We start from the raw sequence: 25798 nt of genomic DNA, 5'->3' as shown, positions 1-25798 counted from the left end.
ACGAGATTGGGATGTTTGATCAACGAATTCGACAGATCGCTATCACCTGCTTTGCCACGCTGGTTTTCAGTTGCATCACCGGCCGCCCTGTGCAGGGACAAGCCGGCCTGCGTGAATCGCTGGAACAACTTGACCGTGACAATGACGGGATGATCGAACCGCACGAGATCACGCCGCTAGCTCGCCCCTACCTAGAACGCGTCGCCGAGTCGCGTCGCATGTCGCTTCAGCGCCCCAACCGTATCGATCAGTGGCAGGAAGCGGCTCGCATCTATTACGCGATGAAAAATGGGTCGGACCGTGACAGCATCCGTCCGAGTCGCGAAAAGACGCTTAAAGACTTTCGTCCCGGTGATGACGACATCATGGTTCCCGAATTCGGTATCCCAATCGTCAAATACCCGTACACAGCTGACGACTTGGATGAAGCCGAAGATCAGATCCGACGCTATGACCGAAACCGCGACGGCTATCTTGACCGGCGCGAGGCTTCCCGTGGACGCTGGACGAATCTCGATCCGTTCACGATGGACTTTGACAAGGACGACCGTCTTAGCCGACTCGAATTGGCCCAGCGATACGCCCGCCGACGCAGCGTCCGCGATGACTCCGACCAACTGATCCAGCGTGCCCGCCGTGTCGGCAACGGGATCGAATCATCAGGCAATGGCGATGATCAACGATCTGCCGAACGGGATCGTCGTGACTGGTACCGCCGTGGCGGCAGCCGTTACTGGTTGACCGCTTCGGTAATCGAACGCTTCGATGCCAATCGCAATGGACGTCTGGAACAAAGCGAAACCATCCAGCTTGGTATCCCCTTCGGTGCGCTTGACGCAAATTCAGATGGTGAACTGTCCCGTGAAGAGTTGTTCGCTTACTTGAGCGAACTCCAAGATCAAACCGGAGGTCTCGTCGAAGGCCTACCCGGATGGTTTTACGAATTGGATACCAATCGCGACGGGCAAGTCGACCTCCCTGAGTTTGCAACCGAACTCACCGACGAGCGAGTTGCTGAATTCGTGGGGCTGGATGCTAACGGTGACGGTTTGTTGTCGACAAACGAAATCCTCTCCTCCAAGGACATGACCGGTGGCGTGTTCGAGAACACCGAAGCCGAGATGTTGCCACCTCGCAAAACGATTGTTTCTGAGATCGAAATCGACGAAACCTTTGTCATCGCGGATCTAAACCTGCAACTCGCAATTACACACACGCAAGACGACAGCCTTGACGCCTACCTGACCGGCCCCGACGGGACACGGATTGAATTGTTCACCGGCGTTGGTGGTCGCGACGATCACTTCGAAGACACGATATTTGACGATCAAGCTTCGACGCCAATCAACAAAGCACGGGCACCGTTCCAAGGCAGCTTCATCCCCGAGGGCCTAATCAAACGAGGGCCGGGCTTGGGTGTTTTTAACGGCAAGCCTATCACGGGCATTTGGCAATTAACCATCCGCTGTTCGCGAAGTGAACGATTCGGCATGCTTCACCGCTGGGCGTTGATGGCGCGTCCCGACGAAGAAAAACTGATCGGACAAACTCCTTCTCAAGAACCAGAGATCGAAGCCGAGTCGACTTCCGATCCCAGCTTATCCAATTCGCCTGTCGATCAACCGAGTGCCGTCGGACTGGATTCATGGACTGCGGAGCAGAAAGCTCAAATCACAGCGAGCCTTCGTAAACCAGCGTCCGAAGAATGGTCGCAGATGAGCGAGGAAGAAAAACGGCAATACAACGAACGCCGAAAACTGGCGATCAAAGAGTACAAACAGGCGTTGGGCAAGACTCCTCGCTAGAAAAGGCGAGCACGAGGAAGGGCTGGTACATCTATCTACGGTACAATTGGGGCTCCTGCCCCCTGCCCCTCCTCGAAGAATGAACCATCATGCGCGCACTTCTGACTTGTCTGGCAGTGTTGTCCTTGCTTTGTTGCAGCGTCAATGCCGCCGATCGGCCCAACTATGTCGTTATCTTTTGTGATGACCTCGGCTGGGGTGACCTCTCTTGCTACGGGCACCCAACGATCGCCACACCCAACCTGGATCAGATGTCCGCCGAAGGGACGCGGATGACTCAGTTCTATGTTGCGGCGAATGTTTGCACGCCCAGCCGCGCCGGCCTGCTGACCGGACGCTATCCGGTTCGCAACGGAATGTATGGCAATCGACGCGTGCTATTCCCCAATTCAGTCGGTGGCATCCAGGACAGCGAACTGACGATCGCAGAGGCTTTGAAAGACACCGGCTATCGAACCGGGATGGTTGGCAAATGGCACTTGGGGCATCTTCCCCAATACCTTCCTACCGAACATGGCTTCGAATCCTACTATGGGATTCCCTACAGCAATGACATGGACAAGGTTCCGGGAAAGAAGGGGCGAGACGCCTTTGCCGATCCCGACTATCACGATTTCAATGTTCCGCTGCTCGCCGGCACCCAGGGAGAGGTTCAACAGATCGAACGGCCCGCCAATCAAAACACCATCACACGACGCTACACCGAGAAAGCTGTCCAATACATTCGTGAGCATGAATCCGAACCATTCTTTCTGTATCTAGCCCATTCGCTTCCGCACGTGCCGCTATTCCGCGGTGAAGAGTTCGAGGACCACTCGCTTGCCGGACTCTACGGCGACGTAATCGAAGAAATCGACTGGAGTGTCGGCCAAGTGCTAAAACAAATCCGTGAGTCCGGCATCGACTCCAAGACACTAGTCGTCTTCACAAGCGACAACGGGCCATGGCTGACGTTTGGTGACCATGGCGGGTCAGCAGGACCACTTCGCAACGGCAAAGGCACAACCTTCGAAGGGGGCCAACGCGTTCCGGGTATCTTTTGGATGCCAGGCACGATCCCAGCCGGCCGCGTTCATCACGGTCTCGCAAGCACACTCGATCTGTTGCCAACCTTTGCCGCGATGTCAGACGTATCGCTTCCTGAAGACCTCGTACTGGACGGCTACGACCTTAGCGAGACACTCACGGGCGATGCCGCCTCTCCACGTGAAAGCTTCTTTTACTACCGCGACAGCCGCCTGATGGCTGCAAGACTCGGTCGCTACAAAGCCCACTTCAAAACACAGGACAGTTACACCAAAGACAGTCGCGTGGTTAACGAACACGATCCACCGCTGTTGTACGACCTGCTGATCGACATCGGCGAGAAGCGAGACATCGCTAGTAAGCACCCGGATGTGGTCGACGAAATTGCAGAAGTCGTCAAAGCGCACCGCGAAGGCATGGTTATCGCGCCTAGCCAATGTGACCGAAAGTAGACACCGACCGCCCGCCAAACTGTGATATTTCACAAATGGCGAGTGAAATAATTACGGTGCGGCAAGATGAGCAGATTTCCCGGCAATTTACGCACTTATAACGCCTTTTGCCTCCTTGATTTTGCCGCCCGTCCGGTCAAAACTTCGCTCTGTAGATCGACACTCCCCTTCACTATTTCCCCGCTTCCCTGCCATGACTGCTTTCCCAGACATTCCCAAGATCGAGTACGAAGGCCCTAGCAGCGACAACCCGCTCGCGTTCCGATGGTACAACCCGGAAGAGGTTGTCGAAGGCAAAACGATGAAAGACCACTTCCGGTTTTCAATCGTTTACTGGCACACATTCCGCGGAACCGGCAGTGACCCGTTTGGCCCCGGAACCGCTGTTCGCCCTTGGGACGACGGCAGTGAATCTGTCGAGAATGCTCAAAACCGCGCTCGCGTCGCATTCGAACTGTTCGAAAAACTGCAAGCGCCGTACTACGCGTTCCACGACCGTGACGTCGCCCCCGAAGGCGATTCGCTTCGCCAAAGCAACGAAAACCTGGATGCGGTCGCCGACGTACTGCTGGAAGAACAACAACGCAGCGGCGTAAAACTGCTTTGGGGTACCGCAAACATGTTCTCCAATCCGCGTTTCATGCACGGTGCGGCGACGACATGCAACGCAGACGTTTACGCGTATGCTGCCGCACAAGTCAAAAAGGCGATGGAAGTCACCAAACGACTCGGCGGTGAAAACTACGTGTTCTGGGGTGGTCGCGAAGGCTATCAGAACCTCTACAACACCGACATGAAACGGGAACTGGACCACTTGGCCAAGTTCTTTCACATGGCAGTCGACTACGCGAAAGAGATCGGCTTCGACGGACAATTCCTGATCGAGCCTAAGCCGAAAGAGCCAACCAAGCACCAGTACGATAGCGACGCCGCCGCATGCTTGAACTTCTTGCGTGCCTATGACCTGAAGGATCACTTCAAGCTGAACTTGGAAACCAACCATGCGACGCTTGCCGGCCACACCATGATGCACGAGATCGATTACTCGGGATCACAAGGTGCCTTGGGCAGCATCGACGCCAACACCGGCGACATGTTGCTCGGCTGGGATACCGACCAATTCGCGACCGACTATTACCTGACCACGCAGATGATGTACTACATCCTCAAGCACGGTGGTTTGGGAAGCGGCGGCGTGAATTTCGATGCCAAGGTTCGACGTGAATCGTTTGAGCCAATCGACTTGTTCCACGCCCACATTGGATCGATGGACGCCTACGCAAAAGGCCTGAAAATCGCTGCAGCGATTCGCGCCGACAACGGACTCGATGGATTCATCAAAGAACGCTACAGCAGCTTCGACAGCGGTATCGGTGCGAAGATCGAATCCGGCGAAGTTGGCTTTGCCGAACTGGAAGCCTACATGCTCGAGAAAGGCGAAGTCGACGCAAACGTCAGCGGACGCCAAGAGCTATTGGAAAACGTCGTCAATCGATACATCGACCGCGTCTAAAAGCGACCGACGATTTCAGATGCGGCACGCATGCTGAACCGAAATATCACCAACAAAGTCAACAGCCTTGAAACTGTTGACTTTGTTTTTTTACCGAAGCGATTCGAAACACAGCCTTCGATGAAGGCGGCAATGGAAAACCGACAGACTGCTACGGCTCAAGCTCGTGTCGCGCCCAAGCAGCCGCGCCTTTGACGCCTGCGTCATCTCCCAGCTTTGCCGGGACAACTTTAAAGCGATCTCGGTACGGACTCATGACGTGCTTGCGAGCAGTCTTGGCGACAGTGCCGACCATCAGGTCTTCCATCGCTTCAACCAATCCGCCGCCGAGCACGATGGTATCGGGACAGAGCAAGTGGATGGTGTTGACCACAGCGATCCCGATCGATTCGCACGCCTCTTCAACCAATCGCCGGATCACTTTGTCACCGTTGCTAATCGCATCGGCAAGTGCACCACTGCGAATGTCTGCCAGGTCGGTGCCGACTGCATCGGCAAGTGACGGCGCGTCGCCTCGATAGGCCGCTTTGGACGCTTCGGCGGCGATAGAAAGCCGACTCGCCTCGGCCTCCAATGTTCCTGGCAATTCATAACCACTGCTACGGGTGCTGCTACTGATCCGCGTGTGGCCGATCTCCATGCAGCTGATGCCATCGCCTTGCAAGATGCGTCCTTCGTAAACGCAGGCACCGCCGATTCCCGTGCCAGGAAAGATCCCGACCGCACAGCGAGACCCCTTGGCCGCGCCGAACTGGTATTCTCCATACAAACCGGCATCGACGTCATTGAGGACAACGACGGGACAATTGAATTTTTTACTGAGATAGTTCCCGACATCAACGTCATCCCAGCCCAAGTTCGGCGTTGTCAGGATGCGTCCTTTCTTCAGATCGATCGGCCCGGGACAGCCAATCCCGATCCCACAAATCTTTTTATCCTGGAGATCATTTTCCTCGATCAACCGTTCAACCGTTGACCCGATACGAGCGATTCCGCTATCGCTGCCTTCGCGACCTTTCGTTTTTCGGCGGCGGCGGCCGAGGACGTTCCAATCGCTGTCGTAGGCGATTGCCAACATTTTGGTGCCCCCGAGGTCAAACCCCACCCAGATTTCGTCCACTTGGTCAGCCATCGTTTCTCCGGCATGTCGTACTACGTTCTATCCTGCTGCACATCATCGTTTCCAACGCTAGATCATGGCAGTGGTGGGGGCAGATTTTATTTTTCCCGGCTGCAATTCTCGCTTGGTGGCAATCCATGGGAAAGATTGTCCAAAATCACGAAAAATGAAAATAACGGCCGCTCCCAGCGCATTGAACTATTCGGCGTTGGCAAACAATGAGCAAAAACAAGCCCGGACGCGGCAGGCAGCCCCCCCACGAGGCAACTACAGAGGGCAGCCAACCGTCGGAGTCGGATTCCCAGGCGTGGAAGGATGCATTTTCGCAGGCTGAAAACGGTCTGCGGAGATTCCTGTCGTCAAAGTTGCCCCAACCGGCAGATGTTGACGATTGCCTTCAAGCGATTTCGATCGCCATGCTGAATAACGGCACTCCGATTCCGGATGCGGCCCGCAAGGCTTGGTTGTTTCGAGTTGCAGCCAACGAAGCCGCCTTATGGTGGCGAAAGAAAGCTCGGACCGACCGGATGATCGATTCTGCCGCTGTTGCCGAATCCAGCCCCGGTTACGCAACCGAATCACCACCCTCACAACAAATTGAAGACAACGAGGCCAGAGAGAAAATCCATCAAGCGATTGAGCGACTTCCAAGCAATCAGCGAGACGTCGTCAGATTAAGAATTCGAGACGGGAAATCGTTTCGCGAAATCGCCGACCACTTGGAAATACCGCTCGGGACAGCGCTGACAAGAATGCGACTGGCGATGGATCAGCTCCGAATTGACCTCCACGATTTTCATTCAGATACCTAACCGTTTCGTTCACCGTTGACTGCAGCGACTTTGAGGCAGCGTTTTAGATTAATTATGAATCGATCACCCCACGATATCTCAAACGATCAGCGGCAACGTTGCTTGGCATATCTATTGGGCGAAATGGACGCCAACGAACAATTGGCATTCGAAGCCGACCTCGACGACGAAAGTCTGCAGAATGCATTGATCCGTGAAAGCGAATTGCTTTGCCAAATCGCATCAAGCACTGCGTTGGATACGGCAGCTACATCTACCAACTCGCATTTGCAAGACACGGCACACTTGCAACCTGCCACACAGCCCGCCTTCACGGTGCCTGCCAGTGATGCTCCAACCGCTGCGATCGCCAACCAACGTCTCGTGTTAATGCTTGCGGCGCTCGCCGCAGGACTGCTGTTGGTGATTTCGATCTTCAATACCGATCGCTCGCGGCAAGATGACTTCGAATTGCAACTTGCAACGGAGTGGGCTAATCGAATCGGTGCTGAGCGAATGGACGGCTGGCCAGCAGCTGCAGCCATCGACTCGGACTCAAACTCCGATGTTGCGTTGATTGCACTGCCTGATTTAGCGGCCGTTGCTCCTTCTGTGACTGACGGCAATCACCCCGAAGACCTTTTCGCCGACAACGGATCGGGCGAGAGTGATGAATCCATCGATTGGATGGTGCTTGCGATGGAAGACAACTTGCTGGAGGACGATCGCAATGACGGCTAAGTCACGCCTCCGGATGAGCCTCGCATCACTGAGCGCCGTATCACTTAAAGCAGTGTCACTTAAAGCAGTGTCACTTAAAGCAGTGATTGTGTGTGCAAGCACGATCATAGCCACACCCGCTTTTGCGATCGAATCCAAACTCATCGGGCAAGCTTCGTCGATAACAAAGGCGACAGAGTCTGAACAACCCACGGCTCGAAAAACACCCAAACTGGATCCAGAGCTGGAACGCAATGTCGTTGAGATGGTCGAAAACCATCTGCCGGAAGTAAAAAAGCTACTCGACCAGCTTCGAAAGAAAGCCCCCAAACAATACGAAACGGCAATCCGCAGCCTTGCGAGATCTGCACGACGACTTCAGACCGCCAAGAAACGTGGCGAAGAAGTCTTCGAGTTGGAACTGCAGATCGTTCAGGCGCAATCGTCGCTCAATCTGTTGATCGCCAAGCTAAAGATTCGCGACAGCAAGTCCGATCGCCAAGCCCTTGCAAAAGCGACCGAACAGCTTGCCAAAGCCGAACTTGCGAAACTGCAGTTCGAACTCACCACACTGAAATCGCGGATGACCCGATTGAATCAACAAATCGCGGATACCGAAGCAAAAATCGATGAGCGAAAAACCGATTTTGCTTCCGCGATTGAAGCGAATGTTGAAGCAAACCTGCGCAAAGCCGGACGCCAAACGACGAAGCCTTAGCCGATCGTTTGTGCCCAGAATTCCTTTCCCCCCTTCCCTCCGTTTGACGAAGCTCTTTGTGATGAAGTCTTTTTGGCATACCCCACATCGGCGCCGTCTGCTCGGCGTACTAGCCCTCGCCGGCATGGTTGTGACCACCAACGCCGAACCGATTCGGTCGGATCAGAAAGTGGAACTTCCGCCTGTTCCCGCACCGAATATCCAAACGCGGTTTTCGAAGGAAAGCGTCAGCGAGGTTCCGGACTTTCAAAAACACGTCATCCCCTTGTTGGGAAAATTGGGCTGCAATGGCCGATCGTGCCACGGTTCATTTCAGGGACGTGGTGACTTTCAGTTGTCCCTATTTGGCTACGATTTCAAGGCCGACCACGACGAATTGATGGCTGAAGACACAGGGCGAATCGATGTCGATGACATCGATGAAAGCTTGATTTTGGCCAAGCCTTCCGATGCCGATCTTCACGAAGGCGGCAAGAGATTCGACAAAGACGGATGGCAGTACAAGGTGATTCGCCAATGGATCGCCGAAGGCGCGACGTTTGACCCTTCGTCTGTGCAAGAGCTGAAGAAGTTAGAAATCGTCCCCTCGGAAATCCAGTTCCAAAATGCTGACCAAGACACTCGTTTGCGAGCCATCGCACACTGGGCCGATGGCACCGCAGAAGACGTCACCCCGCTGTGTCGATTTAGCAGCAACGACGATGCGATCGCGTCGGTCGACGAACATGGCTTGGTTCAAAGCGGTGAATCAGGCGATACGCATGTGGTCATTTCGTATGACAATGCGGTCGTCCCCGTCCCCGTCGTCCGCCCCATCGATTCCCGTCAGAAACTGACAGGGAGCATCGCCCAATCGGATTTCAGTCAAACGATCGACCAACTGGTCCAACAAAAACTAGACAAACTCGGGATCGTTGCCTCTGCACTTTGCACCGACGAAGAATTTGTCCGTCGAGCATCATTGGACATCACTGGAGTCCTTCCAGCAGCTGATCGCGTTGAAGCTTTTCTGAAAGACTCGTCCGAAAGCAAACGATCCGATTACATCGATGAACTGCTCCAGTCACCAGCCTACGGCGCCTGGTGGGCAACTCGGATGAGTGACTGGACTGGCAATAGCGATGAACAGCTAAATAACGTTTTGCCGGTTCGCAACGTCAGCAGTAAACTGTGGTTTAAATGGCTTCAAAAACGATTCGATGACAACATGCCCTACGACGAAATCGTCGAAGGCATCGTCACCGCGAGCACTCGAGAAAAAGGCGAAAGCTATCTCGACTACTGCCGCGAGATGACCGAAATCTGTGGTGGAAACCTCGACAAATATGCCGAACGTGAATCCATGCCACTGTATTGGGCAAGGAGGAACTTTCAAAAATCTGAAGACCGTGCGATCGGTTTTGCGTACGCTTTCCTTGGCGTCCGAATCGAATGTGCCCAGTGTCACAAGCACCCCTTCGATCAATGGTCCAAACAGGACTTTGACGACTTTGCTCAGCTATTCACAACCATTCGCGCGGGCAATGCCAATGTCGTTTCCCCCGCTTCAAAAAGTGAGCGTGACGAACTGACAAGCAAGATTGTTGACGGCCGAGACCTCAAAGGTGGTGAACTGCGACGGGCCATCCAGCGAGCTTCACAAAAAGGTGAGGTGGTTCCCTTTGGCGAACTGTTCGTCACCGCTCGCGGCTTGACGCCACAGCAAAAGAAACAGCGTGAACTGGCTAAGAAAAAGGGCCGCAAGGTTCCTCCGGCACGCATCCCGACGGGAAAGATCCTTGGCGAAGCATCGGAAGTCGAACTTTCCGAAGACCCGCGTCCGGCATTGATGGCTTGGCTCCGTGATGAATCCAATCCTTACTTTGCCAAAGCGATCGTCAATCGCGTTTGGAGCAACTACTTTGGCATCGGAATTGTTGATCCTTCCGATGATATGAACCTTGCCAATCCGCCTAGCAACGCCGGGTTGCTGGACCATCTGGCGTCCGAGTTCGTCGCTCACGATTTCGATTTAAAATGGCTTCATCGCGAGATTGCCAACAGCGAAACCTATCAGCGAAGTGCGGAAACGAATACGACGAATATCGCCGACCGCACCAACTTTTCTCACCACATTCCACGTCGCCTACCTGCCGAAGTGGTTTATGACATGGTGATGTTGGCAACCGGTTCGACGAAGCAAGCCAACCAACTTCGCGACGAACTGGACCAAATGGCTATCGCCGACGGGAAGGCTCGAACGCGAAACAATTCGGACTTCGCGTTGCAAGTCTTCGGTCAATCGATACGCGAAACCAACTGCGACTGCGATCGCAGTGACTCGCCAAGCTTGCTGCAAGCGATCTATCTGCGTAACGACGCTGACATGCATAAACGGCTTGCCGACAAAGACGGTTGGGTGAGCGAAGTCTGCCAGGATCTTGGCATCAAATCGAACGCCTCCAGTGCGGACGAAAAGATGTCCAACAAAGAACGGCAAGACGACAACATGCGACGAGCGATCGTTGATCGAGTTAAACAGTTCAAGAAGCTTCCCAAAGCTCGCCAAGAAAAGATGCGTCCCACTGCGGAAAAGCAGTATGAACGGATGGCGAACCGATTGGGACCGAATTACGAAGTCCCAAGCTTGGACGAACTCATCGCCAACCCAACAGCTTGGAAAGAATTGCAACGCCGACAGGACAACGAAGACGTCGCATCAAACCGTTCCAAGCTGTCGATGGACCAAGTTATCCAGAAGGCTTATCTGCGAACGCTAAGCCGTTACCCCGATACAGATGAAACGGCCATCGCTACGGACTACATCAATCAAAGCGATAACCCCGCAACAGGTTTGGAAGGATTGTTGTGGGCATTGGTGAACACGAAAGAGTTCATCATCAGTCACTGATTAATACGTTTGGCAATCCGGCGACAGCCGACCCTTGGCTGTCGGATCGGAATCCTGAACGATGCATCACGCGTCAAATAGATGTGTGAATCATAGATTTCCGCCTGACCAAAACATTCCCCAACCCATAAGTCGGCTTCATGAAATTTCATCAGACTTGCGATGGTGTCTCGCGACGTGACGCATTGAAAATTGGTTCGTTGTCCGTCGGTGGGCTCACACTCGCTGGCTACAACCGACTGGCTGCCGCCGGCCAAGTGAATACCGGATTCGCTGACCGTGCGATTTTCATCGAACTGCCTGGCGGGCCATCGCATATGGACACATTCGACCTAAAGCCGAATGCTCCAGATACCCATCGTGGTACCTTCAAACCGATCTCTACCAATGTCCCCGGGATCCAAATTTCCGAGCACCTGCCGAAACTGGCAAGCTGTATGGACAAGTTTGTCATCCTTCGCGGAGTCAGTCACACGTTGGCTGCTCACCGCTTGGGACAAGAATACGTCAATACCGGCAGTAAACCGATCCCGGCCCTGGAGTACCCCAGCTATAGCTCCGTCCTCTCGCGAGAACAGCCATCCGATCGCGATATTCCAAGTTCAGTCGCGATTCCAAAGGCAGGCCATGGTGCTGGTTTTCTGGGCATTCGATATTCGCCACTTGAAACCAAAGCACAACCCGCCTTCGGCCGCCCTTTCGGCGTCCGTGGAATATCGCTGCCCGGCGACCTGGGCGTTGACGAAGTCAAACGCCGACAGTCGCTTTTACACAAGCTGGATCGCCGATTCCGCGAATTGGAAAAGAACGATCAACTGCTCGAAGGCTTGGACCAATTTGGCGAACAAGCCTATTCGATGATCACCTCCGAGCGTGCCCGTACCGCATTCGATATCAGCAAAGAACCCGAAAGCTTTGCCAAACAGTTCGGCGAAGACGCTTTCGGTCAAAGCTGCTTGCTGGCTTTGCGTTTGGTCGAATCGGGTGTCCGATTCGCCACCGTCCAACTTGGTGGTTGGGACACACACACCGATAACTTCACCAAACTGAAAGACAACCAGCTTCCGAAACTGGATGCCGGCCTAAGCGGCCTATTGACGGGTCTGCAACAACGGGGATTGCTAGAACGAACGGCTGTCTTCGTGACCGGTGAATTTGGACGAACCCCAAAGATCAATAGCCGCTCTGCTGAAGGCGGTCGCGATCACTATCCACGCTGCATGTTCATGCTGATGGCTGGTGGCGGCGTTCGCGGTGGCCAAGTGATTGGCGAAAGCGACGACACGGCATCGGGACCACGTCACGAAGGCATCACCCCCGATGACGTCGCGGCAAGCTTCTATCACAACCTGGGGATCGATCCGACGATTGAATTCAATAGCTCTACCGGTCGTCCGATCACACTTGTCCGAGACGGCTCGGTGGTCAACCAGCTATTCACCTAGTGATCAGCTGAAACATTCATCCGAAAGCTCTTGTCGGCCCCCGTTGCTACATCTTTGAATGTGGTAGCGGGGACTCGCCTTATCGGTACACAGCATTTGCATGCGACGATACCGAAGGGCTACCAATAGAATCCACGAAGCTCCGTGCAGATCACGTCCGCATCTATACGGGAGAAAGCGATCGGCAGTGCGCTAGTAAAGAATGCGGCAACTGAATCGCTGAAAGTTGGTGGGGGTTGAACGCAGCAACTGCTTCTCGATGAGGGCATGGCCTCAATAGGAGAAGGGCCATGGTGAAGCCCTCCCTGCCTCACCATGGCCCATCAGTGCTGGAACGATGGCACCGATCGTTCCACCCTCCCAATCCATGGTACAGGTGGTATCGGCAACTCGAACGCGACTCCTGTAGTGGTTCCGCGGGATCGTTCGTTTTTTTTCGAAGCGACGATTGTCCGTTTTGCTAGCATCAAAATGCAGTCGATTTCGCCCGAAAGCCTGTCGCATGGGAGTCACGATACGCAAAACGCCCGGCGTGTACCGGGCGTTGGCGAAATCGATTTCCTTCAGCTTTGACCAACCGTTACGCGTCGGTCAAAGCCAGCAGGCCGATCATTCGAAGGCTTTCGCGATCTCAGTCGCAAGACTGTTGCAAATCACACCAGTTCGCGGGCATCGCGCCGCTGCAAGTATCGCAGCCGTGGGCCTTATCGCGATGAATCGACATGTCGATTTTTCCGTTGCAACGATTGCGGTAACCGTCCCAAACGTTGGTATTGCAAGCGTTTGAACGCCAGTACTGGTAGAAAGTCGACGTCGGCATCTGAGGCGGCATGTATGGCATGCACGATCCTTCTTGGAACCGATTGCTCAACTTGTTTCCCAGTTTGCAACCACCGTTGCATCCGTTGTTGCAGCCACACGCGCTGGCGTAGTTGTCGCCGCATGATTGACATGGCTCTGCTGCAACAGAGTCAACTATTGGGGCCGGAGCAGGAATGGGAGCCGGAACGTTGGTAAGGGCCGACGCTTCGACGGGCGCTGCGGTTTCGGCGACTGGCGCTGTTGCGGGAATCTCTGGCAGTGGTTCTGCCGGAAGTTCCAAACCGAGAGCCGACTGGGCGCCCGCTTCAACGGCGGGAGCTTGCTGAGGCACTGCAGGGACAGCAGGTGCGCCGCTGGGATCTCCAAATTCGACTTCGGCCAAGAGTGCGTCAAAGTCGGTTTGACGTGCGGAAGCCTGAGTTCCTGCCAGGACAGAGCTGGCGACGAGAGCCGCGACGGCGGTGTTCTTAAAAAGTCTGAACTGACGCATGAGTTACATCCATGAGAAATGCTTGAGGTGACGAACGACATGTCGCACTACGCCCAAGCGGCGCGGCTTCCATGCCAGTGCAGTTCTTACATCGAAGTTTTCCCGCGCAAGGCTAGGGGGGCAAGTTTTACTTCGAAAACTTTTCGGTTCCTTGTATCGATAAGGACAACTTACCGGCTCGACAGAGACAAGCGATTCGATAGCGAAACTGACCGCAAGCGACAAAGATTTCCAAGACGGACGAACCGTTCGCAGCACAACGTCACACGAGTTCACCATCGACGAAGAACGCGGCGCACCGAGCAGAATTTCAGACGAGTTTCACGAAGGCGTTCGACTTCGGCTGGATCAGAAGATCATCGTGCGAACCAACCGATTTGAATACTGGTGGCTGACTTCAACCTCGACCGAATGGCCAATCCGAAAAGGTTTGGCCCCGATTCGAACTACGCATCCGAACGATCTGCGATCCCAAGCAAAATGCCGCGAACCTCTTCCCGCCGTTCATCATTTTCAATTTTACCGCCGTCTAGCTCTGTTACGTAAAAGACGTCAGCGACTTGGTCGAGGTGCGTATCGATCTTTGCAAAGTGAATCACAAGCCCAAGCTCCGCTAGCGCCGATGCGATTCTGTATAGCAAACCGGTTTGGTCGTACGCAAAGAACGACAAAATGGTGAAACGATCCAACGTTTCGTTATCGAAGTCAACTTTGCTTGGCAGAACGTTGACGGCCTCGGGCTCCTTGGACTTCGCCATGGTCCATTTTTCACGACGTGGCGGCACGGGGACGTCGGGCGAATCGAGCAGATCAGTCACTCGCTTAGAAACTTCTTCAATCCGTGACTCGGGCGGGTGCTCAGGATGATCGGGATCGTTGACCCAAAATTCATCCCAAACCAAATCATCCAGTGAAACGATTTCGGCGCGCAAGATACTAATGCCACAGGACATAAATGCACCGGCAACACGCGCAAAGATCCCCAGACGTTTCTTGCCTTGACGATGGATGACGACATACCGGCTTGCCGAAGGGATCGGATCGTAGTGGTGAAAACAATACGACGTCCTGCCTTCATCGAGCGACTCGGCGACTAGATCGATCTGCTTCGCCAGCACCTCCGGCTTTTCGCGACGCAACATCGAAAGCGGCAATTGGGAAAGCAGCTGATGGCTTGTCGACCCCGGATCGGTGGAAGCCAAATTCGATTCGACCTGTTGATGAATCTCTTCGGCTAAAGCGTCATGATCCAAGTCGACATCGCCGGTTTCGAAATAACGCCGAGTCCGAAGATACAAATCTTCGATCAGCTTCATTTTCCAATCGGTCAAAACACCGGGCCCGACTGCCGCCAGATCGGCGACGGCGTGAACGATTAGCAGTTCCAACCGACGGATAGAGCCAACTTCCTTCGCAAACGACAAGACGATTTCGGTGTCATTGAGATCATGCCGAAAGGCAACGTTGTTGACGGCCAAATGCTTCAGAACCAGCCATTCCAGGATTTCGGTACTGTTATCGTCGAGATCAAAACGCTCCCCGACTTTCCTTGCGATTCGAGCACCGACGATGGAGTGATCCTCGGCATGGCCCTTGCCGATGTCGTGAATGAGCAGCGCCAGGTGCAACAACGTCTTGTCTTTCAAGCGTCGATAGCGACGCCCCATTGCAGACTGGTCATCGGCTAAATCTGTCGCCGCCTCGACCGCACGTATCGAGTGCGCGTCGACGGTGTATTTGTGATAAGCGTTGAACTGCAGAAGTCCGCGTGTCCGTTTGAACTCAGGAATCAGTTGCTCGATGATTCGCAGTTCGTGCAATCGGCGCAACAACGGTGCTAACCGGCTACCACGGCTTAGCAAAGACAAAAACGCACCGACCGATTCGGAATCCGGCGGCACCGGTGTCCGCTCCTGCATCGCGATACGAATCGCCTGCCATGTGTAGTGACCGATTCGGCGATTGTTATGGTTGGCCACGCTCATCAACCGAAGGACGCGTGGCAAGCTTTGTGCGAATTCGCCCAACGCCTGTTGATCAACCCAAATATGCGTGGGCCCCATATGGATCGACTGGTCGATCCGACGGGACGCGAACCATTCGTAAACCTGCTCCGTCAGCGAACGGCTTCGATTATCATCGGCAAAGAAACCGGCGATGTAACGCACCGCCCGTGTCACCTCGAAGTACTGCTGCATGAAGACTTCGACAGGAAGCACACCTTCGGCTGCCTTGTAGTCCCAAGCTTCAGCAATCTTCAGCTGTGTACCGCGGCTGAGAGTGTCTTGTGCACGGTTTTCACGGAAGTGCAATTCGTTCCGAAGCCGGATAAGAAAGTCATACGCCTTGCGGACCATCCGATAGTCTTCGCGTGAGAGCGTATTAAGCCTCAGCAGTTTTTCCAAATCGACTTCGCCATAGCGTGCAAAGCCGATCCAGCGAATCATCTGAATGTCGCGAAGACCACCGCGAGATTTCTTGATGTTGGGTGTGAGCAGGTAACTTGTCACGCCCCACTTGGTTCGTTCTTCCCGTCGTGCCTGGATCAGATCTCGGATCAGCTTTCCACGACGCAGGTAAGCCCCATGGCGCAGCGCCTGGAAGAACCTTGTGAAAACCTTCAGGCTTCCGGCCAAAAAGCGAGACTCAGTAAGCGATGTGAAGATAACCGGGTCATCCCACGACAACGCGCATGCTTCGCGAGTGGTGCGAAGGGCGAAGCCAACATCTAAGCCGATGTCGACCAGATCTCGCGTCAATGTTTGGGCGATGCGTTCGGCAGCCGCCGTATTGCGACTGCGTGTGATCAGCATCAGGTCAGCGTCTGAATAGGGAGCCAAATCTCGGCGACCGAAACCGCCGTGGGCCACCAGCGCTAGACCGGCCGGAATTTCGCCGCCGAAATGATCACGGCATGCCTGATTGAAAACTTCAAGCACGATATCGTCGTACAGATCCCCCACCAAAGTGGAAACCTGAATGCCATGACCACCTTGATCATGAACGCGTCGACATCGTTCGCGTCCCTCGCGTAAATGCTCGCGTCCTTTTAAGACGACGTCGGAAAGCGACGGACCAGCCATCAATCGTTAATACTCGCAGCGACGAACTTGGGAAGTCCCCCGAACGCATCTGCCGACACTGTCTGCTGACACTGAGGGCATCTGCCAACAGGGTGTATTCCTACAGGGCTTCTTCGCCACGTTCCCCGGTTCGGATCCGAATCGAATCTTCGAGGTTGGTTACAAAAATCTTGCCGTCACCGATTTGCCCCGTCTGAGCGGTTTGCAAAATCGAATCGACAACGGTTTGCAGGTTGGCGTCAGTGCAAATGACTTCGATCTTTACCTTTGGCACAAAGTCAATCGCATATTCGGTCCCACGGTAAATCTCCGTATGACCCTTTTGACGGCCAAATCCGCGGACTTCACTGACGGTCATCCCGTGGATGCCCTGATCCGTCAATGCGTTCTTAACATCTTCCAATTTGAAGTGGCGAACGATGGCCTCAACTTTTTTCACGTCTGTGCCTCGGAGAAAGCGACCTGATGACAATTCATCCTTTACCTTAAGACTCTATTGTATACTCCGCTGGCAAAGTCCATCCAGCGGGCAGACCCCAGCCGGAATAGAGAGCATTTTTTTCACTTAAGCGGGTGATTCGGGCCGTGTCCAGTGGACATCGCCGATCCCGGCCTGTGAATTAGCCTCGCGACTGAGAACAAATAAATAGTCGCTCAAACGATTCAGATAGACAATCACAGCGTCCGAAATTGTCACCCCTTCGCTCGCCGCCAACGTCACAACCCGGCGTTCGGCACGCCGGCAAATTGCCCGCGCGAGGTGCAGGATCGATGCCGCATGACTTCCACCGGGCAAGATAAACTGCTTCAAAGGCGTCAATCCTGACTCGTGCTGATCAATCCACGATTCGATTCGTTCGACATGCTGGTTGTTGATCACCCGCAGATCATGCTGATCGGGATTCGGCGTGGCGAGCTCTGCACCGATCGAAAAAAGTTCTCGCTGAATATGCTCCAGCTGCTCGTCCAGTGATTGGTCAAACCGCCCGCTAACCGCCCCCGCTGAGCGAACGCAGCCTAGCGCCGCATTGAGTTCGTCGATTGTGCCGTAAGCCTCGATCCGAATGTCGTCTTTCCCAACCCTCGGACCTCCAAACAACCCGGTACTTCCAGCATCCCCCGTTTTGGTATAGATCTTCATCTGTTTCTGTTGTGCTCGATTTGCTGCTGGCAGTCTGCCTAGGAAAACGCATGACCGGGTAGGCCCAGAAAGCCTACCAGCCGAAGTTGGCATTTGATAACGTCAGCATACCTGTCGATCAAGCAAGCTCGTCATTGCTGCCAGTTCTCCCTTCCCCTGGATCGTGATCCGACCGATGAACGCTGACAAAAATCCCCATGTCGATGACGACGATTTCGAAATCGCCACACCGGGACGTAAAGTCAAATACGCGGCGGGGATATTGATCGTAACACGATCCACCCCGCAACAGTTTCTGCTACTCCGCCACAAAGACCGCTGGGATCTGCCCAAGGGACATCGCGACGGCAACGAATCGGACATGGAAACGGCGCTTCGCGAAACTGAAGAAGAAACCGGAATCGCACAGCACAAGGTTTCGCTTGATCCAGATTTCCGATTCCGTTTGGTGTATCCGGTTAAGTACAAACGCGACGGCAAAGCTGTCGAAAAACGCGTGACGTATTTCATCGGCGAAGTTGACGAGCCTTTCAAGCCGCGTCTGACCGAGCATCCTGACTTTCGCTGGTTCGATTGGGCTCCACCGCACGAGATTCAATCACAAACAATCGACCCGCTGCTGGCCGCGGTTGCTGAATTCCTACAGTCGCGGAAAGGCTGATTGTGGCCAGTAGATCTGAGGCGGAATCAACGTCCGCCGCGGATTTGCACCTCAAGTTCGGCAATGTCACTAAAGACGTCGCGCAGTTGGTACGGCAATTCGGTATCAGCTGACGAAATTCGAATGGCCAGATGATCCGCAGGGTTAATCCGCAGTGAAACCGGATTGACCGAATACCACTGATCGTCAACATAGGCGACGACCCAAGCGGTCAATTTCAACAGCGTGTAATCCTTTGCCGCGGTTTGATTATCAGCCGGAGCATATCCGAAGACGACGCGTGCAGGAATTTGATTGACACGAAGCAGCGCGGCGGCGAAGACGGCTTGGTCGATTTCGCCGCCGCTACCGGATTTCAGTACCGTTGCGGCCGAACGCATCGGACCTTGTGGAACCAATGACAAGCCGCTGGTCGAATTTCGCACCAGTTCGATAAGCGATCCCGACAGCGTATTACTAGCTTCTTCCCAATCAGATTGGACGAGCTTTACCAGCGACGGATGCTCGATTTCGAGAAGCTTGGTTTGGGCCAAATCATCTGCTGTAGGTTGCGGCTGATCGAACTCAAAATCAGTAAGTTCCTTGGGCTCAACAGCGACGACAACCTGTTGTCCGTACAAGACGTTCTTCGTTGCTTGGTTTGCAAAGGCAGGCACCAGCGATTCGTCATCTCGATCGCGACCGGCGACCTTGGACACCACATAGCCGACCTGTCCAAGGTCCTTCGTTCGGATCCCGACATCCATTTTCCCCTCATCCGCATCCGTCACAGGAAAATAGGTGCCCTTGGCGCTGACGAGAACTGGCGCGATCGGCTGACGAAACTCCTTTAAGGCCTCGACCGCTTCGACACGGAACGATTCCAGAGGGATCGAAGGATGCAAAACCTTTTCGATCACGCCGTCATCCTTTACCCACAGCACCTGCTCATCGGCTGTCTTTCCATCGACGAAGGTTGTCGCTTCGATTTCGGTTAACGTTTGATAGGTTCCGTCAAACATCGCCACCGATGCCAGACCGGTGCAGCGAAGTTCGAACATGGCGACAGCGCCGAGCGATGAATTAAGCCCCTCAAGCCGTCGAGTTTCTCCGGCCTGCATCATTTGGCGACGTAAAGATTGCTCGACACCGAAGGGACCACGCATCCCGTCGGCCCAAGCCACATCTTGGGTCGTCGGTTCAGCACCGCTGACTTGAAAACGAAAAGCCAACCGGTTGCCGTGCCGCGATGCGGAAGCCGCGTAACGGGTGAAGCCACTCATCAATGTCGACTGCAACGATTTGACGTTCGCATCGCGTGATTCAGTGCTCGTCGTTACCGTTTCCTGCAAATACTGCATCGAATGATCACGCACGATCAGTTGGTCTTCGCGTTCATAGCGAACCAGCGAATCTCCCGACGCGATTGTATTGGCATCAATCACTTCTTCAGCCGAAAGCTTGCTCATCCCGACTACCTGACGCCCCATGCGATGCAGGTACCACAACTGCCATCGACCTTCAAAGCTCGCAGACGCTTCTTTCGCCGATGCGGAAGCTTCGTTTAGCGATGCCGCTTCGGAACTGTCACTTCCCGTCGATGCATTCGTTTCCGCTTGATTGGATGTTCCGATCTGCGGCCGCGGCGGTATCAGCCAATCGCATCCGGCCAGGCCTGTCAAAAGCAGGGGGGACGACAGCAGTATCAGTAAAAGTTTGATTCGGCGCACCAATTTCACCCAAGAACACTTTGAAAGCTCGCTTCCCATGGAGACCGCATTATATCGACGGACGACCGCAGTTCGACATTGAAGGGCGAAACGCTGCAAAATGTCACCCGGGATGTTGCTTTGAAACAACATAAAACACTCACCAGATGGAGCCCGATTGCAACAGCCAGAACGATTCTGCCGGTTAGTGCGTTCAGGACTGATGGATTTCCTTTTGGGACCAAGACGGCATTTCGATTGCGGTCGACGACGCTTCGAAGTGACCTAGCGTTGGCTGTAGATCGGGCGAAGGAAGCTCTCATTCCATTCACCCGATGACATCCCCCCGTGAACCCCACGACATGATCGGACCGCCTGATATGGGCTTTTTGAAACGCATCCTCCGAAACAACACGGCCGAAGAAACTGGATCGGTCTTCACACCGGGAAGCTTCGAAGCTTTGTCGGAAGAAGAACTGCAAACGCATATGGGCATCAAGTCCTATGGCCCGTTTGACCTGACCGATGCCATTCGCCCCAGCTACGACCTACAAGTTGTCCCGAAGCAAGGCTTTCGATTCGACGAATATGTCGATGACAGTAGCCAAGTTCGCACCCCCGTGATCATGGCGTCGGTTACCCGCCGTTCGATCATGGACTTGTTCCTCGAACTGATCGACCATCTAGGTCCAGTCGTCGACGTCGTACTGGAAACAAGCCATCACCACAATTCACACAATCAAGATCTTTATCGTGAGCACATCGATATGCCGGTGCTCAAAAGTGTGTTGCTCGACCACGAAGACTTGTTGCTCAACGATGGCTGTACCGGCGTCGCGGTGATTAACCCTTCGCTACGACAAGAAGTCCAGCTTGACGAACACAAGCTGATCATCGTCTACGGCAAGCCACTGAACCACTTTGAAAAGACCTTCATTGATGGTGATGTCTACCCAGACGAAAAACTGAAATTCATTACCGAAGCCGAGCATGTTCACAGCAGCAGCGAAGCGTTCTTCGATCAATTTAATACGCTGAAACACCGCTTGGGCATGGACACCGATGACTATTCGGGCTGCTGCTAAGCAAGCTTGCCCGATCTGTTAAAGCCCTCGCCCAAATAGGCTTCTTTTAAGAGCGGACCAACTTCGTATTGGTGCCGCTCTTTTTTTGCGCCCACAGCCAACCGGGCTGTGAAAGGCCGGTTCAAATTCCTAACCGACCATTTACCCCCACCGCACGTTGCTCTAGGATCCCGGTAACACCGTAGGATCGCAGTAGCATTCATAGCCTTCGGTTCGCCCGGTCGCACTTTTACCCAGAAGCGATCCTTGCCTCCAAAGCAGAAGAAACCTTCGGTCCGTGTCGCATTCTGCCAATGTCCCTCGTTTCAATTGGTCACCATGATTCTGGTAATCAGCGCCAGCTTGAACCCCGGAAGCCGCAGCCGATTGCTGGCGACGGCTGCAAAAACCCTGCTCACAGACGCCCACCAAGAAGTCGCCTGGTACGACCTCGCTGAATCGCCGCTTCCTTTCTGTGACGGCGCATCTGCGTACGGCGATGCCAACGTCATCGAATTGGGCAAGCTGATCGAATCTGCCGATGCCGTCATGATCGCTTCACCGATTTACAACTACGACGTCAACGCCGCGATCAAAAACGCGGTCGAACTCACTGGCAAGAAGTGGACCGGAAAAGTCGTCGCGATGATGCTGGCTGCCGGTGGCGCGGGCAGCTACATGAGCGCGATGGGACTTGCCAATAGCTTGATGCTCGATTTCCGCTGCCTGATCGTGCCAAGGTTCGTCTATGCGACTGGCGATGCCTTCGAAGGCAACGAAATTAGCAACGAAGCTATCCAAACCCGCCTCGAACAGATGGTCAACGAAACCATTCGCTTGGCAAAAGCACTCGCCCAATAAGATTTCGTCATCGTATTGATCGATGATCGGCGATTGCTATGGCGAGGAATCCAAATATAAGCGGCTTGCCTTGATAAAGGCCTGCACCGCATGCGGGACCCGATAGCGAACCGTGCGTCCCGAGCGAACGCGGTCCCGAATTTCTCGGCTTGATATTTCGATGATGGGCATCTCGATGACGTTCGCCCGAAACAGTTCGATCCTTGATGGCTGGATGATTCTGTCAAGCACCGAAAAATCGATCGGGGGCTCGCCACCTCGCTGCACCACTGCAAGCTGAACGAGCGAAAGCAGCTTTTCGGGTTGATGCCATTTTTGCATCGACGCTAGCGAATCACTACCGATGACCAAAAACAGCTCCGCAGATGGAAACTCCTGCGCTATCTCATCGATCGTATCAACCGAGTAGCTAACACCTTGTCGACGTATCTCTCGATCGTCCATCACAAAGCCATCTCGCCCGCTGACGGCCAATCGAACCATTTCGGCTCGCTGATCCGCGGTCGCGACCGCCCCCCCGGGCTTGAGTGGCTGCTCAGCTGTCGGGATCCAGTGCAGTCGATCCAGGTTCAACGACTCCATCGCTGCTTCACCGATCCAAAGGTGTCCAAGATGAACGGGGTCGAATGAGCCGCCAAAAATTCCCAAACGCATTCGTCGCTTTCCTAACTCGTGACCAAACGGACGGATCCAATCAGCAGTCTCAACGATTCCATCACACCAAGACCAACCGTGTCACCGGCCATCAAACAATTCGCCGTGACTGCGTTTCGACGATTCAAATGGTGACGGAATCCCTTATGCTGACCGATGTCCACGCTACAACGCCTTGCACCAATGGCCAACCCGATGGCCGTTCCAACATGTCACCTCCGTTCCCATCCGATCATCACGCCCCCCGATCCGACGATGGGGATCAGCCAAAACAGGGTAAAAGAGCTCCAAGCGTCGAACACCATGCCGATCCCAAACATCGTATCTCGCTGCCCGCAAAGACACACCGTCGGGCACCGGCGACGGACGCAGAATCCCAAACTGGCCCCAGACGAACGGTCGATGGAGGACTCACCGCCCCAGGTTTTGACGAATTAGATTCGGTCCCATACGCGGAACTCGAAAAACGCGACTCCCTCGACCTGGATTCCAAACCGGATGACGGCACCACACAAGGCGAATTGTTTGATACTGATCCGCCGCCATGGGAACTGGAAACCGAAGATGACACCGCGATCGCCTGTGTCGTGTTCCGTGAAGCGCCGTTCGGCCCCTACGACTATCGTATCCCGGACCGCTTTCGCGATACCCTTCAGCCGGGCATGCGAGTTCATGTGCCTTTGGGACGGCGAAAGCAACCGACCACCGGGTGGTGTATCGAAACGAAAGTCGGCGCAAGTGGCGGACGTTCACTCAGCGATGTCAGCGAAGTCCTCGACGGCGAACCGCTGTGCGACCGGGCATTGGTTCGACTGGTCACATGGATGAGCCACTATTACCAGTCGCCAGCAGGACAAGTCTTCGACGCCCTAATTCCCAGCAGTGTCCGCTCGCAAGCCGGTACGCGAGAACGTCTCTATCTGACGCCGGCGCCTATCACGAAAGACGAATCAACCGTCGAAGCCTTACCACCAAAACAACAGCGTGCCTTGCGATTGCTGATCGCTGCTGGCCGGCCGATGACCGAGTCGCAATTGATGGTGCATGCCGATTGTACCGCTGCCCCTGTGCGGGCTCTGCGTAAAAAAGGCATGGTCACGGAATCTAAACAGCGTGAAATGTCTTCCGGAATGACCACCCGCTGGCAAGCGAGTGATGGCGAATCCGTCGAAAAACACGAACTGACTGACGAGCAGTCCGCGGCCTTAGACAAGATTACCGAAGCAGTCGATTCCGCCGAACCGCGAACGCTTCTGTTGCATGGCGTGACCGGCAGCGGCAAAACGGAGGTCTACATCAAAGCCATCGAACATGTAGTCAAATACGGCCGCGCCGCGATCGTCCTGGTCCCCGAGATCAGCTTGACGCCACAAACACGCGGCCGATTTGAACGACGCTTTCAGTCGGTTGCCGTCCTGCACAGTCAGATGACTCCGGCAGAACGGCACTACCAATGGCAACGCATTCGCCGCGGGGAAGTCCAGGTTGTCGTCGGCCCACGCAGCGCCGTATTCGCACCGCTGCCACGTCTTGGACTGATCATCCTTGATGAAGAACACGACGGTTCGTTTAAACAAGACAGCCAGCCTCGCTACCACGCGCGTAAAGTCGCCTATGCCAGAGCGCGGTCACTGAAGATTCCGCTGCTACTGGGAAGCGCCACGCCGTCATTGGAATCATGGCACGCCACCGCAACCGGACACGCCGAACTGATTTCGATGCCGCACCGCGTCGGACATCGTCCGATGCCTGACGTGCAACTGGTCGACTTGCGTGTCCGCGACGAACGATCGATGGGTGGCTCCATCAGCCGCCAACTTCACTTGGCCGTCAACGAAACCTTACGGGAGAAAGGTCAGATCATTCTGTTGCTCAATCGCCGCGGCTTTGCGACAACGATTCAGTGCCCTGCGTGCGGTCACGTCGTCGCCTGTCCGGAATGCGAGATGCCTTTGACCCACCATCGCGATGGCAGCAAGGCCGTTTGCCACTACTGCGATTACACCATTGCCACACCGCCGTGGTGCCCCGAATGCAAGTTCGATGGCATTCGCTACAGCGGACTTGGCACCCAGAAATTAGAAGTCGAAGTCAAAGCACGATTTCCCAACGCGCGTGTCGCTCGCATGGACAGCGATACGATGCGACGTCCCGGAAGCCACCAAAAAGTCCTTGCGGCATTCCGCAGCGGTGAAATCGATTTGTTGCTCGGCACGCAGATGATTGCCAAGGGACTGGACTTCCCCAACGTCCTGCTGGTGGGAGTGATCAACGCCGATGCCGCACTGCACTTCCCAGACTTTCGCGCGGGCGAAAGGACGTTTCAACTCGTGACACAAGTTGCCGGGCGAACGGGACGTGGCTCACGGGGCGGGCGTGTAATTGTGCAGACATTTTCGCCGGAACATATGGCGATCCAAGCCGCCTCGCGACATGACTATGTCCAATTCGCCAACGCGGAAATCGCCAACCGTCGTAAGTTCAACTACCCACCGCTGGGATCGGTCGCCAGGATCATCATCCGTGGCACGGTCGAAGACGTTACCGAAGCGACGGCTTATCTGCTGCTGCAACGATTGGAATCGGCCCGAGAAAGGCTGGGTGCCGAAGTCCGTATTCTTGGGCCTGCCCCGCCACCGATCGTGAAATTGCGTGGGAAATATCGCTTTCACCTGCTGCTACAGTCGATCGATCCGTTGCAACTTGGGGCGACAATCCGAATGGCGACGAAGTCTTTCAAAATCCCAGAGAAAGACGACGTCCAATACGTCGTCGACATCGACCCGCTCGACATGCTCTAGGTCGTGATCTCATTCAGCGAATGATAAAACGTGAAAGCAAACCATCGCTGATT

At 54.6% G+C, this 25798-nt stretch carries 19 protein-coding genes; 12 read left to right on the top strand and 7 right to left on the bottom strand.

Features of this window, described 5'->3' with window-relative positions; genetic code table 11:
* Window positions 1-11 precede the first annotated feature (11 nt).
* The 3 genes from LOC67_RS03335 (at window position 12) to xylA (ending at window position 4796) form a co-directional block, all read left to right on the top strand.
* The gene (locus LOC67_RS03335) at window positions 12-1805 is read left to right on the top strand and encodes a proprotein convertase P-domain-containing protein (RefSeq protein ID WP_230261092.1); all 1794 of its coding nucleotides are present in this window, start codon (window positions 12-14) and stop codon (window positions 1803-1805) included.
* 89 nt (window positions 1806-1894) lie between these two features.
* Complete coding sequence (locus LOC67_RS03330) at window positions 1895-3283, top strand: sulfatase (RefSeq protein ID WP_230261091.1); 1389 nt, start codon at window positions 1895-1897, stop codon at window positions 3281-3283.
* A 193-nt stretch (window positions 3284-3476) separates the two neighbouring features.
* Complete coding sequence (xylA, locus tag LOC67_RS03325) at window positions 3477-4796, top strand: xylose isomerase (RefSeq protein WP_230261090.1); 1320 nt, start codon at window positions 3477-3479, stop codon at window positions 4794-4796.
* A gap of 151 nt (window positions 4797-4947) precedes the next feature.
* Here the strand turns inward: xylA and LOC67_RS03320 are convergent, their stop codons facing one another.
* On the bottom strand, window positions 4948-5916 hold the full coding sequence (locus LOC67_RS03320; RefSeq protein WP_230261585.1) for an ROK family protein: 969 nt from the start codon (window positions 5914-5916) through the stop codon (window positions 4948-4950).
* 218 nt (window positions 5917-6134) lie between these two features.
* On the opposite strand from LOC67_RS03320, the gene LOC67_RS03315 reads away from it, so the two are divergent.
* From LOC67_RS03315 to LOC67_RS03295, 5 genes are all read left to right on the top strand, one after another.
* Window positions 6135-6728, top strand: coding sequence for an RNA polymerase sigma factor (locus LOC67_RS03315; protein ID WP_230261089.1), 594 nt, complete (start codon window positions 6135-6137; stop codon window positions 6726-6728).
* A 54-nt stretch (window positions 6729-6782) separates the two neighbouring features.
* On the top strand, window positions 6783-7448 hold the full coding sequence (locus LOC67_RS03310; RefSeq protein ID WP_230261088.1) for a hypothetical protein: 666 nt from the start codon (window positions 6783-6785) through the stop codon (window positions 7446-7448).
* Window positions 7438-8145, top strand: a complete 708-nt coding sequence (locus tag LOC67_RS03305) for a hypothetical protein (RefSeq protein WP_230261087.1) — start codon at window positions 7438-7440, stop codon at window positions 8143-8145. Before LOC67_RS03310 ends, LOC67_RS03305 begins: the two co-directional genes overlap by 11 nt.
* 61 nt (window positions 8146-8206) lie before the next feature.
* The gene (locus LOC67_RS03300; RefSeq protein ID WP_230261086.1) at window positions 8207-11035 is read left to right on the top strand and encodes a DUF1549 and DUF1553 domain-containing protein; all 2829 of its coding nucleotides are present in this window, start codon (window positions 8207-8209) and stop codon (window positions 11033-11035) included.
* A 140-nt stretch (window positions 11036-11175) separates the two neighbouring features.
* Window positions 11176-12480, top strand: coding sequence for a DUF1501 domain-containing protein (locus LOC67_RS03295; protein ID WP_230261085.1), 1305 nt, complete (start codon window positions 11176-11178; stop codon window positions 12478-12480).
* 631 nt (window positions 12481-13111) lie between these two features.
* Here LOC67_RS03295 and LOC67_RS03290 read toward each other — a convergent pair.
* The 4 genes from LOC67_RS03290 to LOC67_RS03275 all read right to left on the bottom strand — a co-directional run bounded on the left by LOC67_RS03290 (window position 13112) and on the right by LOC67_RS03275 (window position 18016).
* On the bottom strand, window positions 13112-13792 hold the full coding sequence (locus tag LOC67_RS03290; RefSeq protein WP_230261084.1) for a hypothetical protein: 681 nt from the start codon (window positions 13790-13792) through the stop codon (window positions 13112-13114).
* A 446-nt stretch (window positions 13793-14238) separates the two neighbouring features.
* Complete coding sequence (gene glnD / locus LOC67_RS03285; RefSeq protein ID WP_230261083.1) at window positions 14239-16875, bottom strand: [protein-PII] uridylyltransferase; 2637 nt, start codon at window positions 16873-16875, stop codon at window positions 14239-14241.
* Window positions 16876-16975: 100 nt separating this feature from the next.
* Entirely contained in the window at window positions 16976-17314 is a 339-nt protein-coding gene (locus tag LOC67_RS03280) for a P-II family nitrogen regulator (protein WP_094417819.1), read from the bottom strand.
* A 126-nt stretch (window positions 17315-17440) separates the two neighbouring features.
* The gene (locus tag LOC67_RS03275) at window positions 17441-18016 is read right to left on the bottom strand and encodes a cob(I)yrinic acid a,c-diamide adenosyltransferase (RefSeq protein WP_230261082.1); all 576 of its coding nucleotides are present in this window, start codon (window positions 18014-18016) and stop codon (window positions 17441-17443) included.
* Window positions 18017-18191: 175 nt separating this feature from the next.
* Between LOC67_RS03275 and LOC67_RS03270 the strand changes: the two genes are divergently transcribed.
* Window positions 18192-18677 (top strand): bis(5'-nucleosyl)-tetraphosphatase, encoded by a 486-nt coding sequence (locus LOC67_RS03270; protein WP_230261081.1) that lies wholly within the window; start codon window positions 18192-18194, stop codon window positions 18675-18677.
* Window positions 18678-18703: 26 nt separating this feature from the next.
* On the opposite strand, the gene LOC67_RS27495 is transcribed toward LOC67_RS03270, so the two are convergent.
* Window positions 18704-20386, bottom strand: coding sequence for a transglutaminase-like domain-containing protein (locus tag LOC67_RS27495; protein ID WP_230261080.1), 1683 nt, complete (start codon window positions 20384-20386; stop codon window positions 18704-18706).
* Window positions 20387-20700: 314 nt separating this feature from the next.
* Between LOC67_RS27495 and LOC67_RS03260 the strand changes: the two genes are divergently transcribed.
* Complete coding sequence (locus LOC67_RS03260; RefSeq protein WP_230261079.1) at window positions 20701-21450, top strand: hypothetical protein; 750 nt, start codon at window positions 20701-20703, stop codon at window positions 21448-21450.
* 318 nt (window positions 21451-21768) lie between these two features.
* Entirely contained in the window at window positions 21769-22290 is a 522-nt protein-coding gene (locus tag LOC67_RS03255) for an NADPH-dependent FMN reductase (protein ID WP_230261078.1), read from the top strand.
* 36 nt (window positions 22291-22326) lie between these two features.
* On the opposite strand, the gene nadD is transcribed toward LOC67_RS03255, so the two are convergent.
* Window positions 22327-22944: a nicotinate (nicotinamide) nucleotide adenylyltransferase gene (gene nadD / locus LOC67_RS03250; protein WP_230261077.1), complete on the bottom strand. Its 618-nt coding sequence runs from the start codon at window positions 22942-22944 to the stop codon at window positions 22327-22329.
* On the opposite strand from nadD, the gene priA reads away from it, so the two are divergent.
* Entirely contained in the window at window positions 22917-25745 is a 2829-nt protein-coding gene (priA, locus tag LOC67_RS03245; RefSeq protein ID WP_230261076.1) for a primosomal protein N', read from the top strand. The two genes, nadD and priA, sit on opposite strands and share 28 nt — an antisense overlap.
* The last annotated feature ends 53 nt before the right edge of the window (window positions 25746-25798 follow it).

It is taken from the genome of Stieleria sp. JC731, from assembly GCF_020966635.1.
Classification (GTDB): Bacteria; Planctomycetota; Planctomycetia; order Pirellulales; family Pirellulaceae; genus Stieleria.
Note: the sequence above shows the minus strand (reverse complement) of the source record. Positions and strands in the feature narration are given on the sequence as shown.